Below are 14,600 nucleotides of genomic sequence, written 5' to 3'. Positions count from 1 at the left end.
TGAAGATGGTCACGCCGGCCGTGCAACCGAAACCGGTCACAGCGGGCGCGACAACCGGCCCGAAAACCACGGCGTCTCCCCTCACGTAATGATCATCGATCCGAGGGGATCACCGTGATTGTCCGCACTGCCTCCGCCGTCGCCGCCGCGTTCGCCCTGCTCACCGTGCCCGCCGCAATGGCGTCGGCCGCGCCGGCCGGCCAGCCGACCTGGGACCAGCTCTACGCCCAGCAGACGCTCAACCGCGAGCACACCGCCGCCGTGTTCCCGAAGCTGGTCCCGGGCACCCACGACGTCGACCTGTCCGACTTCGGCAACGATCGGGTCAGCCAGTTCGGCGGCCAGAGCTACCTGGGCGGCCAGGTCTGGTTCAGCGACGACAACGGCGGCGAGAACGTCTACATCCAGGTCTCCGGCCCGACCACGCTCAGCGCGCTCCAGCAGGGCTGCGACAAGGTGACCCGGTGCAGCCAGGTGCACGAGACCAACGGCTCGCACACGTACGTCCTGGAGTACGACGAGCAGACCGCCGGCGGCACCGCCACCACCAGGTTCGTGGAGAACCTGCGCGCCGACGGCACGCTCGTCCTGGTGCAGGACCACAACTACCTGCCGTCGCGGGACGGCGGCGAGCCCGTGGGCGCGCTCCACAAGACCTTCCCGCTGACCGTGAACCAGCAGCTGGCCCTGGCCCGCGACAAGGCGTACCAGATCTGATCCGGCAGCCGTCGGCGTCGGGGCTTACTGCTCCGACGCCGCGGCCACCCGCTGCACGTTGCCGCCGAGGCGCTGCATGTTCTCCACGAACTGCGGGTAGCCGCGGTCGATGTGGAAGACGTCCCACACGTCGGTGACGCCGTCGGCGCACAGCGCGCCCAGCACCAGGCCCACGCCGGCGCGGATGTCCGAGGCCCACACCGGGGCGGCCGACAGCCGCTCCAGGCCGCGCACGACGGCGTGGTGGCCGTCGGTGCGGGCGTCCGCGCCCATGCGGACCATCTCCTCGATGAACCGGAACCGGGACTCGAACAGGTTCTCGGTGATCATCGAGGTGCCGTCGGCCACCGCGGCCATGGCGATGGCGAAGGGCTGGAGGTCGGTGGCGAAGCCCGGGTAGGGCAGCGTCACGAAGTCGACCGCCTTGGGCCGCTGGCTCATCACCACGCGGAAGCCGTTGTCGACCAGCGAGACGTCCGCGCCGGCCATGCGCAGCTTCTCCAGCACGAGGTCGAGGTGGTGCGGGTCGACGCCGCGCACGGTGATGTCGCCCCGGGTGACGGCGGCGGCGAAGCCCCAGGTGGCGCCGACGATCCGGTCGCCGATGACCCGGTGCTCGGTCGGCTCCAGCTTGCTCACGCCGTGCACGGTCAGCGTCGAGGTGCCGGCGCCCTCGATCTTGGCCCCCATCTGCACCAGCATCGTGCAGAGGTCGATCATCTCCGGCTCACGGGCGGCGTTGTCGATGACCGTGGTGCCGTTGGCCAGCACCGCCGCCATGAGGATGTTCTCGGTGGCCCCCACGCTCGGGAAGTCCAGCCAGATCTGGGCGCCGCGCAGGTCCTCGGCCTCCGCCACCACGTTGCCGTGCTCGATCGTGCTGGACGCGCCGAGCTGGCGCAGGCCGCTCTGGTGCATGTCCAGCGGCCGCTGGCCGATCGCGTCGCCGCCGGGCAGCGCCACCACCGCGCGCTTGCAGCGGCCCACCAGGGGGCCCAGCACGCACACGGAGGCCCGCAGCTTGCCCACCGACGGGGAGGTGGCCTCGTGGTTGAGCTGGGCCGGTGTGGTGATGGTGACGGTCGCGCCGTCCACCACCACCTCGCAGCCCAGGTCCCGCAGCACGTCCGCCATCAGCGGCACGTCGAGGATCTCCGGGCAGTTGGTGAGCGTGGTCGTGCCCTCGGCCAGCAGGGCCGCGGCCATCAGCTTCAACACGCTGTTCTTGGCGCCGACGACGTCGACCGTGCCGACCAGCCGTGCCCCGCCCTGGACCCTGAAGTGCTCGCTCAACCTGTATCTCCTAGCGTCTTCGACCCGGCGAGAGCCGCCGACCATCGTACGGAAACGCGAAAAGGCCTAGGGTCCGGGTATGTCCGTGCACCTGACCCGCATCTACACCCGTGTCGGCGACGACGGCACCACCGCGCTCGGTGACTTCAGCCGCGTGCCGAAGACCTCGCCCCGGCTGGCCGCCTACGCCGACGTCGACGAGACCAACGCGGCCATCGGGGTGGCCATCGCACTCGGTCAGTTGCCCGAGGAGCTCCCCGGGTTGCTCCGCAAGATCCAGAATGACCTTTTCGACGTCGGAGCCGACCTCTGCACGCCCATCGTGCCCGATCCGCCGTACCCGCTGCAGCGCATCACGCAGTCGTACGTGGACCGGCTGGAGGGCTGGTGCGACCGCTACAACGCCGACCTGTCCAAGCTGGACTCGTTCATCCTCAACGGCGGCACGCCCGGGGCGGCGTTGCTGCACCAGGCCCGCACCGTCACCCGGCGGGCCGAGCGGGCCACCTGGGCCCTGCTGGAGGACGAGCCGGAGGCGACCAACATCCTGGCCGCCAAGTACCTCAACCGCCTGTCCGACCTGCTCTTCATCCTCGCCCGCTACGCCAACCCCGACGGCGACGTCCTCTGGGTGAGGGGCGAGAACGCCTAGCAAACCCCCGCGAGTCACGCTCTCAGGCAGCGCGAGTTACGCCCTCGGGACGTTGTGCGCGTGGTTGCGTCGCGCGGCGGTGTCCCGAGGACGTAACTCTCAAGCCTGAGAACGTGACTCGCTAGCTGGCCCAGGGGATGGCGCTGCCGGGGGGGCTGGATTCGAGCCACGACAGGAAACCCGTCATGGCGTCCACGCCCATGGCTATTTCTACGGTGCCGTCGGGGCCGTGGCAGCTGATCACCATGGAGCCCAGGGGCATCGAGTAGGTCTCCGGGCCGGTGGGCTCGCGGCGGGCGTCGATCTCCAGGCCGTCGCGGCGGATCACCTTGTCCGGGCCGCCGCGCACAGACAGCACCCGGTACCAGACGAACTCGTCACCGCGATAGCGGCCGACACCCAGCTGCCATCCCCGGCCGCTGTCGTCCTTGCGGCCCCGCAGGGCCACGTGCACACCGCCGGCGCGCAACAGCCGCAACCGGCGCCAGGCCAGCAGGCCCAGCCCCCCGGCCGTGACGACGAGGACCACTGTCACGATCCAAGTCATGTCCACGGCCCCGCCCCGTCAGCCCGGCTCAGACCGTCTGGCCTGCGGCGCGCAGCTGGGCGGCTGCTCTGGTCCGCTCCGACTCGTCGTCGCTGTCCAGTCCCGCTCGGGCGGCGTTGACGTCGATCTCGTCGGCCAGCTCCGCGGACTCGGCGAGAATGCTGACGCCGCGGTCGCTGATCGAGATGAAGCCACCGTGCACGGCGGCGCGCACTACCTCGCCATCCGTGGTGCGGATCTCCACGGCGTGGCCGTCGACCAGCTGGCCCAGCAGCGGAATGTGGCGAGGCAGGATGCCGATCTCGCCCTCGATCGTCCGCGCGAGCACCATCGTGGCCTGGCCCGACCACAGACGACGCTCAACGGCGACCAACTCGACGGACATCTCGGCCACGTTCATCTCCTTCGTCGACCTCGAGGACCGATTCTACTGGTTACAGAGTGTCGTTGGGCCGCACCTTCACTGTGGCCCAGCGGTGAACGCGGCGGGGGCGCCGGGCTCACCCCGACACCCCCGCCGCGGAAACTCACTTACCCGTGAGCTCCTTGTACTTCTTCTCCAGGTCCTCGAGGCCGCCGCACATGAAGAACGCCTGCTCGGGGTAGTGGTCGAAGTCGCCCTTGGCGATCCGGTCGAACGCCTCGATGCTCTCCTTGAGCGGCACGGTCGAGCCGGGCTGACCGGTGAACTGCTCGGCGGAGTACATGTTCTGCGACAGGAAGCGCTCGATGCGCCGGGCCCGCTGCACCGTCACCTTGTCCTCTTCCGACAGCTCGTCGATGCCGAGGATGGCGATGATGTCCTGCAGGTCCTTGTACTTCTGCAGCAACCGGACGACCTCGCGGGCGACGCGGTAGTGCTCCTCGCCGACGATGGCCGGGTTGAGGATGGTCGAGGTGGACACGAGCGGGTCCACCGCGGGGAAGATGCCCTTGGAGAACACCACACGCGAGAGCTCGGTGGTGGCGTCCAGGTGGGCGAAGGTGGTGGCCGGCGCCGGGTCGGTGTAGTCGTCGGCGGGCACGTAGATCGCCTGCATCGAGGTGATCGACCGGCCACGGGTCGAGGTGATGCGCTCCTGGAGCTCGCCCATCTCGTCGGCCAGCGTGGGCTGGTAACCCACGGCGGACGGCATGCGGCCGAGCAGCGTGGAGACCTCGGAGCCGGCCTGGGTGAACCGGAAGATGTTGTCGATGAACAGCAGCACGTCCTGGTTCTGCACATCGCGGAAGTACTCCGCCATGGTCAGCGCGGACAGGGCGACGCGAAGACGCGTGCCCGGCGGCTCGTCCATCTGGCCGAAGACCAGGGCGGTGTCGTTGATGACGCCGTCCTCGGTCATCTCCAGGATGAGGTCGTTGCCCTCACGGGTGCGCTCGCCGACACCGGCGAACACCGAGGTGCCACCGAAGTTCCGGGCGACACGGATGATCATCTCCTTGATGAGCACCGTCTTGCCCACGCCGGCGCCGCCGAACAGGCCGATCTTGCCACCCTGCACGTACGGGGTGAGCAGGTCGATCACCTTGAGGCCGGTCTCCAGCATCTCGGTGCGGCCTTCGAGCTTGTCGAACGCCGGCGCCTTGCGGTGGATGCCCCAGTGCTCGGCGTCGTCCGCGTAGCCGGGCTGGTCGAGGCACTGGCCCAGGGCGTTGAAGATGTGGCCCTTGACGACGTCGCCGACCGGCACCGAGATCGGCTTGCCCAGGTCGGTCACGGCGTGGCCGCGGACCAGACCGTCGGTGGGCTGCATCGAGATGGTGCGGACCAGGTTGTCACCCAGGTGCTGGGCGACCTCCAGGGTCAGCAGGCGGTTGATGCCGGCGGTGTCGACCTGCACGGTCAGGGCGTTGAAGAGCTCGGGGACGGCGCCGCGGGGGAACTCGACGTCCACGACGGCGCCGAGGACGCGCGCGATGCGCCCGGTCGAGCTGGCGGTAGCGGTAGTCATCTCAGTCATCACTTCCTGCGTCCGCCAGGGCGTTGGCGCCACCGACGATCTCGCTGATCTCCTGGGTGATCTGGGCCTGGCGGGCCGCGTTGGCCTGGCGGCTGTAGTCGCGGAGCAGGTCGTTCGCGTTGTCCGTGGCCGCCTTCATGGCCCGCTGGCGCGACGCCAGCTCGGACGCCGCCGCGTCCAACAGCGCCGAGAACAGGCGCGTGTTGATGTACTTCGGCAGCAACGCGCCGAGCAGCTGCTCGGCCTCCGGCTCGAACTCGTACGAGGTGCGCGACGTGGTCGGCTCCTCGTTGTACTCGACCTCGAGCGGCGCGACCTGCTTGGCCACCGGGGTCTGCGTCAGCATCGACTTGAACTCGGTGTACACCACGTGCACCTCGTCCACGCCCTCCTCGGACATGAACGACTCGACCAGCGCCTGGCCGGCCTCGGCCGCCGCGGCGTAGGTCGGCTGGTCGGACACGCCGTACCAGGACCCGGTCAACTCCCGGTTGCGGAAGTTGTAGTACGTCATGCCCTTGCGGCCGATCACGTACAGCACCGGCGTCTTGCCCTGCTCGCGCAGCAGCGACTGCAATTCCTCGGCCCGCTTGAGCACCGAGGAGTTGTAGGCGCCGCACATGCCCTTGTCACTGGTCACCACGAGCACCGCGGCCCGCTTCGGCTCCGGCCGGGCCACCAGCAGCGGGTGGTCGAGCGTGGAGGCGGTGGCGAGTTCGGTCAGCGCGCGGGTGATCTCCTCGGCGTACGGCCGCGCCGCGGCCATCCGCTGCTGCGCCTTGGGCAGGCGCGAGGTGGCGATCAGCTCGTAGGCACGAGTGATCTTCTGGGTCGACTTGACCGCCTTGATCTTCTGCCGAAGGATCCGAATCTCAGCTGGCATGGGTCACGTCACTTCTTCGGCGCGGGCCGGTTGACGGTAACGGACTCGTGGCCGACCTCGTCCGCGTCCATGGCGTCCGCCGGGTGCTCGACGACCGAGGAGCCGTCGGAGGCGGTGAAGCCCTTCTTGAACGTGGCGATCGCCTTCACCAGGCGCTCCTCGTTGTCCGAGGAGAGGTCCCGGGTGTCGCGGATCTCGGAGAGGATGCCGGCCTCGTTGTGCCGCAGGTGCTCGAGGAAGTCGGCCTCGAAGCGGCGGACGTCCTCGATCGGCACCGAGTCCAGGTGGCCGCGGGTGCCGAGGAAGATCGACGCGACCTGCTCCTCGACCGGGAACGGGCTGTAGGCGGGCTGCTTGAGCAGCTCGTACAGCCGCGCGCCGCGGGCCAGCTGGGCCTTGGACACGTCGTCCAGGTCGGAGGCGAAGGCGGCGAACGCCTCCAGCTCCCGGTACTGGGACAGGTCCAGACGCAGCGAGCCGGCCACCTTGCGCATGGCCTTGATCTGGGCCGAGCCGCCGACCCGGGAGACCGACACACCGACGTTGACCGCCGGGCGCTGACCCTGGTTGAACAGGTCGGACTCCAGGAAGCACTGGCCGTCGGTGATCGAGATGACGTTGGTCGGGATGTAGGCCGAGATGTCGTTGGCCTTCGTCTCGATGATCGGCAGACCGGTCATCGAGCCCGCGCCCAGCTCGTCGGACAGCTTCGCGCAGCGCTCCAGCAGGCGGGAGTGCAAGTAGAAGACGTCGCCCGGGTAGGCCTCGCGGCCCGGCGGACGGCGCAGCAGCAGCGAGATGGCCCGGTAGGCCTCGGCCTGCTTGGTCAGGTCGTCGAACACGATCAGGACGTGCTTGCCCTGGTACATCCAGTGCTGGCCGATGGCCGAGCCGGTGTACGGGGCCAGCCACTTGAAGCCGGCCGGGTCGGACGCCGGGGCGGCGACGATGGTGGTGTACTCCAGCGCGCCCGCGTCCTCCAGCGCCGTCTTCACGGCGGCGATGGTGGAGCCCTTCTGGCCGATGGCGACGTACACGCAGCGGACCTGCTGCTTGGGGTCGCCCGACTCCCAGGCCTGCTTCTGGTTGATGATCGTGTCGATGCAGACCGTGGTCTTGCCGGTCTTGCGGTCGCCGATGATCAGCTGGCGCTGGCCGCGGCCGATCGGCGTCTGCGAGTCGATCGACTTGATGCCGGTCTGCAGCGGCTCCTTGACGGGCTGGCGCTCCATCACGGTCGCGGCCTGCAGCTCGAGCACGCGCTCGTCGTCGGCCACGATGTCGCCGAGGCCGTCGATCGGCTGGCCGAGCGGGTTCACCACGCGGCCGAGGAAGCCGTCGCCGACCGGCACCGAGAGAACCTTGCCGGTCCGCTTGACCTCCTGACCCTCCTCGATCGTCTCGTAGCCGCCGAGGATGACCGTGCCGATCTCGCGCACGTCCAGGTTGAGCGCGACACCGAGGACGCCGCCCGGGAACTCCAGCAGCTCGTTGGTCACAGCGGAAGGCAGGCCCTCGACAAAGGCGATGCCATCACCCGTCGCGGTGACGGTGCCGACCTCTTCCCGGTTGACGTCCGGGGAGTAGCTGGAGACGTAGTTCTCGATCGCACTGCGGATCTCGTCCGACGAGATCGTCAGCTCCGCCATGTCGTTCCTGCTCTCACTTCGCTCTGGGCATCTAACGTTTGGAGCCGACTCAGCCGGCCAGATTGCGTCGCAGCAGGTCGAGCTGGCCGGCGACGCTGCCGTCGATGACCTCGTCCCCGACCCTGACCACCAGTCCGCCGCGCACCGTCGGATCGATCTCGACGTGCGGCATCACCTGGCGGCCGTAGATCCGCTGCAGTGCGGTCGCCAGCCGGTCCACCTGCGCGGCGGTCAGCTCGACGGCCGACCGCACGTAGGCGACGGAGCGCTCGCGGCGCCGGGCGGCGACCGCGGTGAGCTCCTCGAGGCCGGCGACGATGTCGCGGCCGCGCGGCGTGGTCACCAGCTGGCGCACCAGGATCTCGGTGACCGGCTCGACCTTGCCGGCCAGCAGCGTGTCGACCAGCGCGGCCTTGCCGGCCGAGCTGCCGCCGCTGCCGCCGAGGACCTGCGCCAGCGCCATCTGGCCGGCGATGATCCGGCCCAGCCGGAACAGCTCGTCCTCGACCGCGTCCAGCCGGTCGCCGCGCTCGGCACGCACCAGCAACGCGGTGCGGGCCAGCGACTCCAGGCCGTCCAGCAGCTCGCGGGCGCTCGACCAGCGGGCCGTGACGGCCGCCGACAGCACCTTGAGCGCGCCCTCGCCGACCTTGCTGGCCAGCAGGCCGCGGACCAGACCCTCACGGGCCGCCGGCTCGGACGCGGGGTCCGAGACGGCGCGGCGCAGCGCGTGCTCGTCGATCAGCAGCCGGACGACCGCGAACAGCTCCTCGCCCAGCGCCACCAGGCCCTGGTCGTCGGCGCCGTCGATGACGTCCAGCAGCCGCAGCTCGGCCGCCGCGAGCGCCTCACGACTTGCGGCGTGCATCAGCTCTCCCCCTTGCTCGCGACCAGCGACCGCTCGGCCGCCTCGTCACGGGCGGACATCGCGTCCAGCTCGTCCAGGAACCGGTCGACGGTGGCGCTGCGGGCGCCCGCGTCGGCCAGGTGCTCCCCGACCAGGCGGTCGGCCACCTCGACCGAACGCTGGCCGAGGTAGGCGTGCAGCTCGCGCATGAGGTGCTGGCGGCGGTTGGCGAGTTCTTCCTCGCCGCGCACCCGGATGCGCTCGACCTCGCGGTCGGCCTGAACGCGCATCTCCTCGACGATCCGCTGCGCGTCGGCCCGCGCGTTGTCGCGGATCTTCGCCGCCTCCTGGCGGGCCTCGACCACCGCGTCGGCGTACTTCGCCTCGGCGACGGCCAGCCGCTTCTCGGTCTGCTCGGCCCGCTCGATCTGGGCCTTGATGGTCTCCTGCTGAGCCCGCATCGCCTTGCGCGCCGGCGGCACGATGTACCGCATGACGAAGAAGATGATGATCGCGAACGCGACGAGCTCAGCGATGTACGCGAGAACCTCGTCCATCAGCTGTTCCCCTCCAGCTCGCCGAGAATCCGGTCGACGTTGGCGTTGCCGCGCGTCGCGGGGGCGAGTTCGCCACCGACGACCCGACCGGCCAACGACGTGGACAGCTCACCGACGTGGGTCCGCAACTCGGCGAGGACCTGAGCGCGCTGCGCGGCCAACTGCTCGTCGCCCCGCTGCACGATCTGGTCGGCCTCGGCCTGCGCCCGCTGCCGCATGTCGTCCAGGATGCGCTGGCCCTCGGCCCGCGCGTCGTCCCGGATCGACGCGGATTCGGCACGGGCCTCGGCCAACGCCTCGTTGTACTTCACCTGGGCCTGCTCGAAGCGCTCGGCAGCCGCACGCGACTGCTCCGCCTCCTTGCGGACCATGTCCTCGCGGTCCTTCAGCGCCTTCTGCACCGGCGGCAGCACGAAGCGCCAAATGACCAGCAGGACGATGGCGAAGATGACGAGCTCGCCGATGAAGGTGCCGTTGGGAATGAGGAAGTTGTCCCCAGCCGCGAGAACCTTGTCATGCATGGAGATCAGGCCCCCGGCTGGGAGAACACGATGAGGGCCATGAACGCCAGGTTGATGAAGTACGCGGCCTCGACCAGACCCACGGTGATGAAGAACGGGAGGAACAGGCGGCCCTGGGCCTCCGGCTGGCGGGCAACACCGGCGATGAACTGGCTACCAGCGATACCGTCACCGATACCGGCGCCGATCGCGCCACCACCGAGGATGAGACCGCCACCGATGTAGGCGCCAGCGGTGATGATGGCGCTGTTGAGGTCAGCCATGACTCTCCTAATCGAATATTTCTTTGATGCCTGTGGTGAATGTCGTACTAAGCCAAGCAGAGAGCTGTCGGGGGGATCAGTGGTGGTCCTCCTCCAGCTCCATGGACTGACTGAAGTAGAGAATAGTCAGCAGGGCGAAGATGAATGCCTGGATCAGTCCGACGAACAGGTCGAAGAGCTTCCAGACCACGTTGGGCGCCCACAGGATGTACGCCGGGAACATGCCCATGATCAGGGACACCATGATGGTGCCGCCGAAGACGTTGCCGAAAAGTCGCAGCGAGAGCGAGATCGGCTTGGACAGCTCCTCGACGAGGTTCAACGGGGCGAGCGCGCTGACGTGACCCTTGGCCAGCTGCACCAGGTGCTTCCCGGCGCCGCGGCGCCGGGCGCCGGCGACGTGGTACCAGACGAAGACCAGCAGCGCGAGGGCGTAGGTGAAGTTGGTGTCCGACGCCGGCGGCGGGATGATGTCGTGCCCGCCGATCTGCACCGGCAGCACGGCCAGCCAGTTGGCGATCAGGATGTACAGGAACAGCGCCATCGACAGCGGCAGCACGAAGGGCGCGACCTTCAGCCCGATCAGGTTCTCGACCTGTGTGCGCGCGGCGCCGGTGACGGTCTCGAAGAACAGCTGCACACCACCGGGCACGCCGGAGGTGATCTTCGCCCGCAACACGAACGCGAGCACGATCAGCACCGCGGCGGCGACCGCGCTGGCCAGCAACGTGTCCCCGTTGAACGTCATGCCGAACAGCTCGAAGCGGAACAGGTGCTGTCCGACCTCGATCTGCGACGCGGCCAGATTCTGCGTCGTCATTGCTGGCGAAGCCCCTTCACTGCCGATGCCGAGGTACTGGCGATCATGATGAGCTGGAAGACCGCGAGGCCGAGGAAGATCCCGATGCCGTCCGGCCGCACCAGGAAGTAGATCCCGATGGCGATCGCGGTGATGATGGCGAGCCGGCCCAGCGCGGAGAAGGCCAGCGCCTTCTTGTTCGGGTTCTCGGTGACCGTCACCTTGCCGACGGAACGCTGGACAAGGCGGGTGTTGAGCAGGCCGAGCGCGAGGCCGACGACGCCGAAGACGCCCATCAGGATGTGGCCCAGCAGACCCGACGCGACGAGCGCCAGCACCGCCATCGCGGCCGCCATCAACAGCGGACGCTTCAGATCGATGATCCGCTGGACGTGGATGGGAGTGGGCGACGCAGCTTCCCCGGCTGACATGCTTTTCCCCTCGAACCTCATTGTTTCAGGAACTTGCGGAGCTTGGCGTAGGCGAATACCCAGGCACTGACCATGCCGACGGCCAAGCCGATGAACACGAACAGCGGAACGGTGTGAAGGACGGAATCCAGCCACCATCCGAGCCCGACCCCGCCGACGACAAGACCCACGACGCCGGAGCCCATTCCGATCAGGCTCCACATGCTCGGCCGTCCGGCTTCCGGTCGGCCGTCGCTGGGCTCGTTGGCGGACATGACAGGACGGCTGTCGCTATCCGGCAGAGCGCGCGGAGAGATGACGTGCAGTCAAGGGCAGCTCCTCGTCGTAGCGGCGCCGTCCGAGCTTTGTGTCGGCCGTGACCTCGGAGTTCCGGGCGGTCACTGGGTCGGCAGGTCCCCGTCGTTCGGAGACACGGCGAACGCTACCACAGCGTACGGACGCCACTGCCACGGGCCCTAAGAGACGGGCTCGTGGTGCGTCCAGCGAGTCTGCAACCCCAAGGACTATACGCGCGGGGGCAAGCTCGGGTTCGTTAATTCCCCCGCCAGTATTGACAATTCGCCCGATATGGACCTAGTTGCCGCGTGCGGCGGCGCGGGCCGCCTTGAACCGCGGCACCGCGGAGACCCCGAGCGCGAGCAGCAGTCCAGCGGCGACGCCGAAGATCACCACCTCGACCGGGGCGAAGGCCAGCGCCACCGCGCCGAAGGCGATCAGCCCGGCCCACAGGTAGATCAGCAGCACCGCGCGGCGCTGCGAGTGGCCGATCTCCAGGAAACGGTGGTGCAGGTGCATCTTGTCGGCGCTGCCGATGCTCAGGCCCTTACGGGTGCGCCGGATGATGGCCATGATCAGGTCCAGCAGCGGCACGAACAGCACGGCCGCCACCACGATCAGCGGGGTCAGCAGCGCGATCAGGTCGCGCGGGTCGGCCACCGAGTAGTTCAGGTCGCCGGCCTGCGAGGTGCTGGCCGCGGCCAGCATCAGGCCGATCAGCATGGAGCCCGAGTCGCCCATGAATATCTTGGCCGGATTGAAGTTGTGCGGCAGGAAGCCCAGACAGGCGCCGGCCAGCGCGGCCGAGATGAGCGCCGGCGGGTACAGGTGCGCGTCGCCGTTGCGCTGGCTGAGCAGGCCGAGCGAGAAGGCGCAGGTGGCCGCGGCGGCGATGAAGCCGATGCCGGCGGCAAGGCCGTCGAGGCCGTCGACGAAGTTCATCGCGTTGATCATCGTGACGGTCAGCAGCATGGTCAGCAGCGCGCCCTGGCTGGGGCCGAGCACCAGCACCGAGCCGTAGCTGCCGTTCAACCCGTCCCACGGCACCCAGAACGCCAGCCACTGCACGCCGAACAGCACCAGCACGCCGGCCGCGGTCACCTGGCCGGACAGCTTGGTCAGCGAGTCCAGCTCGAAGCGGTCGTCGATGGCGCCGACCAGCGTGATGAGCAGGCCGGCCAGCACCACACCCCACGGCGCCAGCGAATACGTGTAGGCGACGCGCAGCACCGGCAGCTGGTGTGCCAGCAGCATCGCCGCCAGCACACCCGCGTACATCGCCATGCCGCCCAGCTTCGGGATCGGCGTGACGTGGACGTCGCGGGCGCGCGGTGCGTGCGCGGCGCCGACACGGATCGCGATGACGCGAACGAGCCCGGTGAGCAGGAACGTCACCGCCGCGGCGGTGAGCCCGACGAGGAGGTACTCCCGGACGGGCAGCAGGCCGGCGGCCGGGGTCTGCAGCAGGTTGCCCACGGCGTGCTGTCGCTCCTTGTTTGCTCGCGGCGAAAGGAAAAGAGACGACTACAACGCTACCGCCATCCGGGTCGCCCCCGGTCCGGGGGCTAGTTGATCACGCGGTGGTGACGACGTCCTCGCCGAGCACCTCGTTCAGCTCCGCCACCGTGACCGCGCCTTCGCGCAGCACCAGCGGCTTCGCGCCGGTGAGGTCCAGGATCGTCGAGGCGACGCCCTTGTCCGCCACGCCGCCGTCCAGGTACACCGCCACCGAGTCGGCCAGCTGCGCCTGCGCGTCCGCCGCCGTCGTCGCCGGCGCGTGGCCGCTGCGGTTGGCGCTGGACACCGCCATCGGGCCCACCTCGCGCAGCAGCTCGATCGCCACCGGGTGCAGCGGCATGCGCAGCATCACCGTGCCGCGGGTCTCGCCCAGGTCCCAGTTCAGCGAGGGGGCGTGGTTGAGCACGAGCGACAGGCCGCCCGGCCAGAACGCCTCGATCAGCTGCCGGGCCTGGGTCGGGACGGAGAAGACCAGGCCGTCGATCGTCTGCCAGGAGCCGACCAGCACCGGGATCGGCATGTCCGGCCCGCGCCCCTTGGCCTCCAGCAGCGACCGCACCGCCGCCGCGTCGAACGCGTCGCAGCCGATGCCGTACAGCGTGTCCGTGGGCAGCACCACCAGACGGCCCGAGCGGACCGCGCCGGCCGCCGCAGCCAGTCCCGCCTCGCGGCTGTCCTGCCGGGAACAGTCATAAACAGTGCTCACGGTGAAGGATCGTCGCAGAGACATTGCCGCGACCCTCCCGCACCCCCACCCCGACGCCACATGCGACTCCCAGCGGCACATGTGACAAAAGTGGGATGCCTCGTCAATGGGGGGAGGCAATGGGGGTGATCGCAATGGGGTCAGCGGCTCAGGGCACGGAGTTGCCAGCGTTGGCGGCGGTACTGGTACACGGCGTAGAACACGGCGGCGGCGCCGATGAGCAGGCCGGCCAGCACCAGGGGCCAGCTGTCGAGCAGGCCGCCGATGATGATGGGGGCCACGCCGAAGACCCCGGCGACACCGCCGAGGAAGCCGGCGTTGCGGGGGGCGGTCCAGATCCACTCGCGGCCGGACCGGGTCTCGTCCAGCAGGGCGCGGGCGGCGGACAGGAGCTCGGGGTCGTCGGTGCCGGAGACGGCCACCCGCTGGGCCAGGTCCTCGCACTGCTCCAGCTGCTTGGCGTCGCCGATGAGCAGGCGGCCGTCGCCGGTCTCGGTCCGCACCTCGACAGTGCGGGCCAGCAGCGCCACGGCCAGGTAGTAGCCGATGACGGGATCGCCCTTGCGGGTGCGGGCCAACACGTCCAGCTCGGCGACGGCGGTCTCGCCCTGGCCGGTGGCCGCGCGGACCAGGGCCAGCCCGAGCACGGCGAGAATGGACAGCGGGGCGACGACCAGGGCCCGCTGGAACTGGGCTTCGGCGGCCGCCCACTGCCGGCGGGCCACGTGGACGTCACCGAGGGCGACGTAGTCGTTGCCGTCGCCGCGGACCCGGCACGCCTCCTCGAACAGCGGCTGGGCCCGCTGGAGGTCGCCGGTCTCCAGGGCTAGCCAGCCCTGCGCGAACGGATCTTCCGGACGCGACGAACGCAGCCCCGCCGGCACCAGCCGCCACTTGGTGGAGATGTCCTTCCACTCCCGGCCGGCCTGCCACTCGTTGCCCATCCGCGGACCTCGCTCAGTAGGCTTTGCTCGGCTCGC

At 69.4% G+C, this 14,600-nt stretch carries 18 protein-coding genes; 2 read left to right on the top strand and 16 right to left on the bottom strand.

All coding sequences use genetic code 11. The features are described 5' to 3' along the window. Positions 1-114: 114 nt before the first annotated feature. A complete protein-coding gene (locus AB0M73_RS01885; protein WP_363885625.1) occupies positions 115-717 on the top strand; it encodes a hypothetical protein in 603 nt (200 codons plus the stop codon). Positions 718-741: 24 nt separating this feature from the next. Here the strand turns inward: AB0M73_RS01885 and murA are convergent, their stop codons facing one another. Beyond that, entirely contained in the window at positions 742-2,010 is a 1,269-nt protein-coding gene (gene murA / locus AB0M73_RS01880; RefSeq protein ID WP_363885623.1) for a UDP-N-acetylglucosamine 1-carboxyvinyltransferase, read from the bottom strand. Between the two features lie 79 nt (positions 2,011-2,089). On the opposite strand from murA, the gene AB0M73_RS01875 reads away from it, so the two are divergent. After that, the gene (locus AB0M73_RS01875) at positions 2,090-2,662 is read left to right on the top strand and encodes a cob(I)yrinic acid a,c-diamide adenosyltransferase (protein WP_363885621.1); all 573 of its coding nucleotides are present in this window, start codon (positions 2,090-2,092) and stop codon (positions 2,660-2,662) included. Positions 2,663-2,783: 121 nt separating this feature from the next. On the opposite strand, the gene AB0M73_RS01870 is transcribed toward AB0M73_RS01875, so the two are convergent. The 15 genes from AB0M73_RS01870 to AB0M73_RS01800 form a co-directional block, all read right to left on the bottom strand. Continuing rightward, positions 2,784-3,209 (bottom strand): DUF2550 domain-containing protein, encoded by a 426-nt coding sequence (locus AB0M73_RS01870; RefSeq protein ID WP_363885619.1) that lies wholly within the window; start codon positions 3,207-3,209, stop codon positions 2,784-2,786. A gap of 28 nt (positions 3,210-3,237) precedes the next feature. Then, positions 3,238-3,594, bottom strand: a complete 357-nt coding sequence (locus AB0M73_RS01865) for a F0F1 ATP synthase subunit epsilon (RefSeq protein ID WP_363885694.1) — start codon at positions 3,592-3,594, stop codon at positions 3,238-3,240. A 142-nt stretch (positions 3,595-3,736) separates the two neighbouring features. After that, complete coding sequence (atpD, locus tag AB0M73_RS01860; protein WP_043722359.1) at positions 3,737-5,161, bottom strand: F0F1 ATP synthase subunit beta; 1,425 nt, start codon at positions 5,159-5,161, stop codon at positions 3,737-3,739. Between the two features lies 1 nt (position 5,162). After that, a complete protein-coding gene (locus tag AB0M73_RS01855; RefSeq protein WP_363885618.1) occupies positions 5,163-6,053 on the bottom strand; it encodes a F0F1 ATP synthase subunit gamma in 891 nt (296 codons plus the stop codon). Between the two features lie 8 nt (positions 6,054-6,061). Next, positions 6,062-7,702 (bottom strand): F0F1 ATP synthase subunit alpha, encoded by a 1,641-nt coding sequence (gene atpA / locus AB0M73_RS01850; protein ID WP_363885616.1) that lies wholly within the window; start codon positions 7,700-7,702, stop codon positions 6,062-6,064. A gap of 49 nt (positions 7,703-7,751) precedes the next feature. Continuing rightward, complete coding sequence (locus AB0M73_RS01845) at positions 7,752-8,570, bottom strand: F0F1 ATP synthase subunit delta (RefSeq protein ID WP_363885615.1); 819 nt, start codon at positions 8,568-8,570, stop codon at positions 7,752-7,754. Then, on the bottom strand, positions 8,570-9,106 hold the full coding sequence (gene atpF, locus AB0M73_RS01840; protein WP_363885613.1) for a F0F1 ATP synthase subunit B: 537 nt from the start codon (positions 9,104-9,106) through the stop codon (positions 8,570-8,572). Before atpF ends, AB0M73_RS01845 begins: the two co-directional genes overlap by 1 nt. Beyond that, complete coding sequence (locus AB0M73_RS01835; protein WP_043722351.1) at positions 9,106-9,627, bottom strand: F0F1 ATP synthase subunit B; 522 nt, start codon at positions 9,625-9,627, stop codon at positions 9,106-9,108. Before AB0M73_RS01835 ends, atpF begins: the two co-directional genes overlap by 1 nt. A gap of 5 nt (positions 9,628-9,632) precedes the next feature. Then, a complete protein-coding gene (locus tag AB0M73_RS01830; protein WP_043722349.1) occupies positions 9,633-9,890 on the bottom strand; it encodes a F0F1 ATP synthase subunit C in 258 nt (85 codons plus the stop codon). Positions 9,891-9,966: 76 nt separating this feature from the next. After that, positions 9,967-10,710 (bottom strand): F0F1 ATP synthase subunit A, encoded by a 744-nt coding sequence (gene atpB, locus AB0M73_RS01825; protein WP_043722348.1) that lies wholly within the window; start codon positions 10,708-10,710, stop codon positions 9,967-9,969. Beyond that, positions 10,707-11,120: an ATP synthase subunit I gene (locus AB0M73_RS01820; protein WP_052395682.1), complete on the bottom strand. Its 414-nt coding sequence runs from the start codon at positions 11,118-11,120 to the stop codon at positions 10,707-10,709. Before AB0M73_RS01820 ends, atpB begins: the two co-directional genes overlap by 4 nt. Positions 11,121-11,137: 17 nt before the next feature. Beyond that, entirely contained in the window at positions 11,138-11,323 is a 186-nt protein-coding gene (locus AB0M73_RS01815; RefSeq protein WP_198047383.1) for an AtpZ/AtpI family protein, read from the bottom strand. Between the two features lie 370 nt (positions 11,324-11,693). Further along, on the bottom strand, positions 11,694-12,863 hold the full coding sequence (locus AB0M73_RS01810) for an MraY family glycosyltransferase (RefSeq protein ID WP_157495657.1): 1,170 nt from the start codon (positions 12,861-12,863) through the stop codon (positions 11,694-11,696). A gap of 106 nt (positions 12,864-12,969) precedes the next feature. Next, positions 12,970-13,620 carry an L-threonylcarbamoyladenylate synthase gene (locus tag AB0M73_RS01805; protein WP_043722345.1) on the bottom strand — a complete coding sequence of 217 codons (651 nt, stop codon included), beginning with the start codon at positions 13,618-13,620 and terminating at the stop codon, positions 12,970-12,972. 140 nt (positions 13,621-13,760) lie between these two features. Continuing rightward, complete coding sequence (locus AB0M73_RS01800) at positions 13,761-14,564, bottom strand: hypothetical protein (RefSeq protein ID WP_363885609.1); 804 nt, start codon at positions 14,562-14,564, stop codon at positions 13,761-13,763. Between the last annotated feature and the right edge of the window lie 36 nt (positions 14,565-14,600).

It is taken from the genome of Kutzneria sp. NPDC051319, assembly GCF_040682195.1.
Taxonomy (GTDB): Bacteria; Actinomycetota; Actinomycetes; order Mycobacteriales; family Pseudonocardiaceae; genus Kutzneria.
Note: the sequence above shows the minus strand (reverse complement) of the source record. Positions and strands in the feature narration are given on the sequence as shown.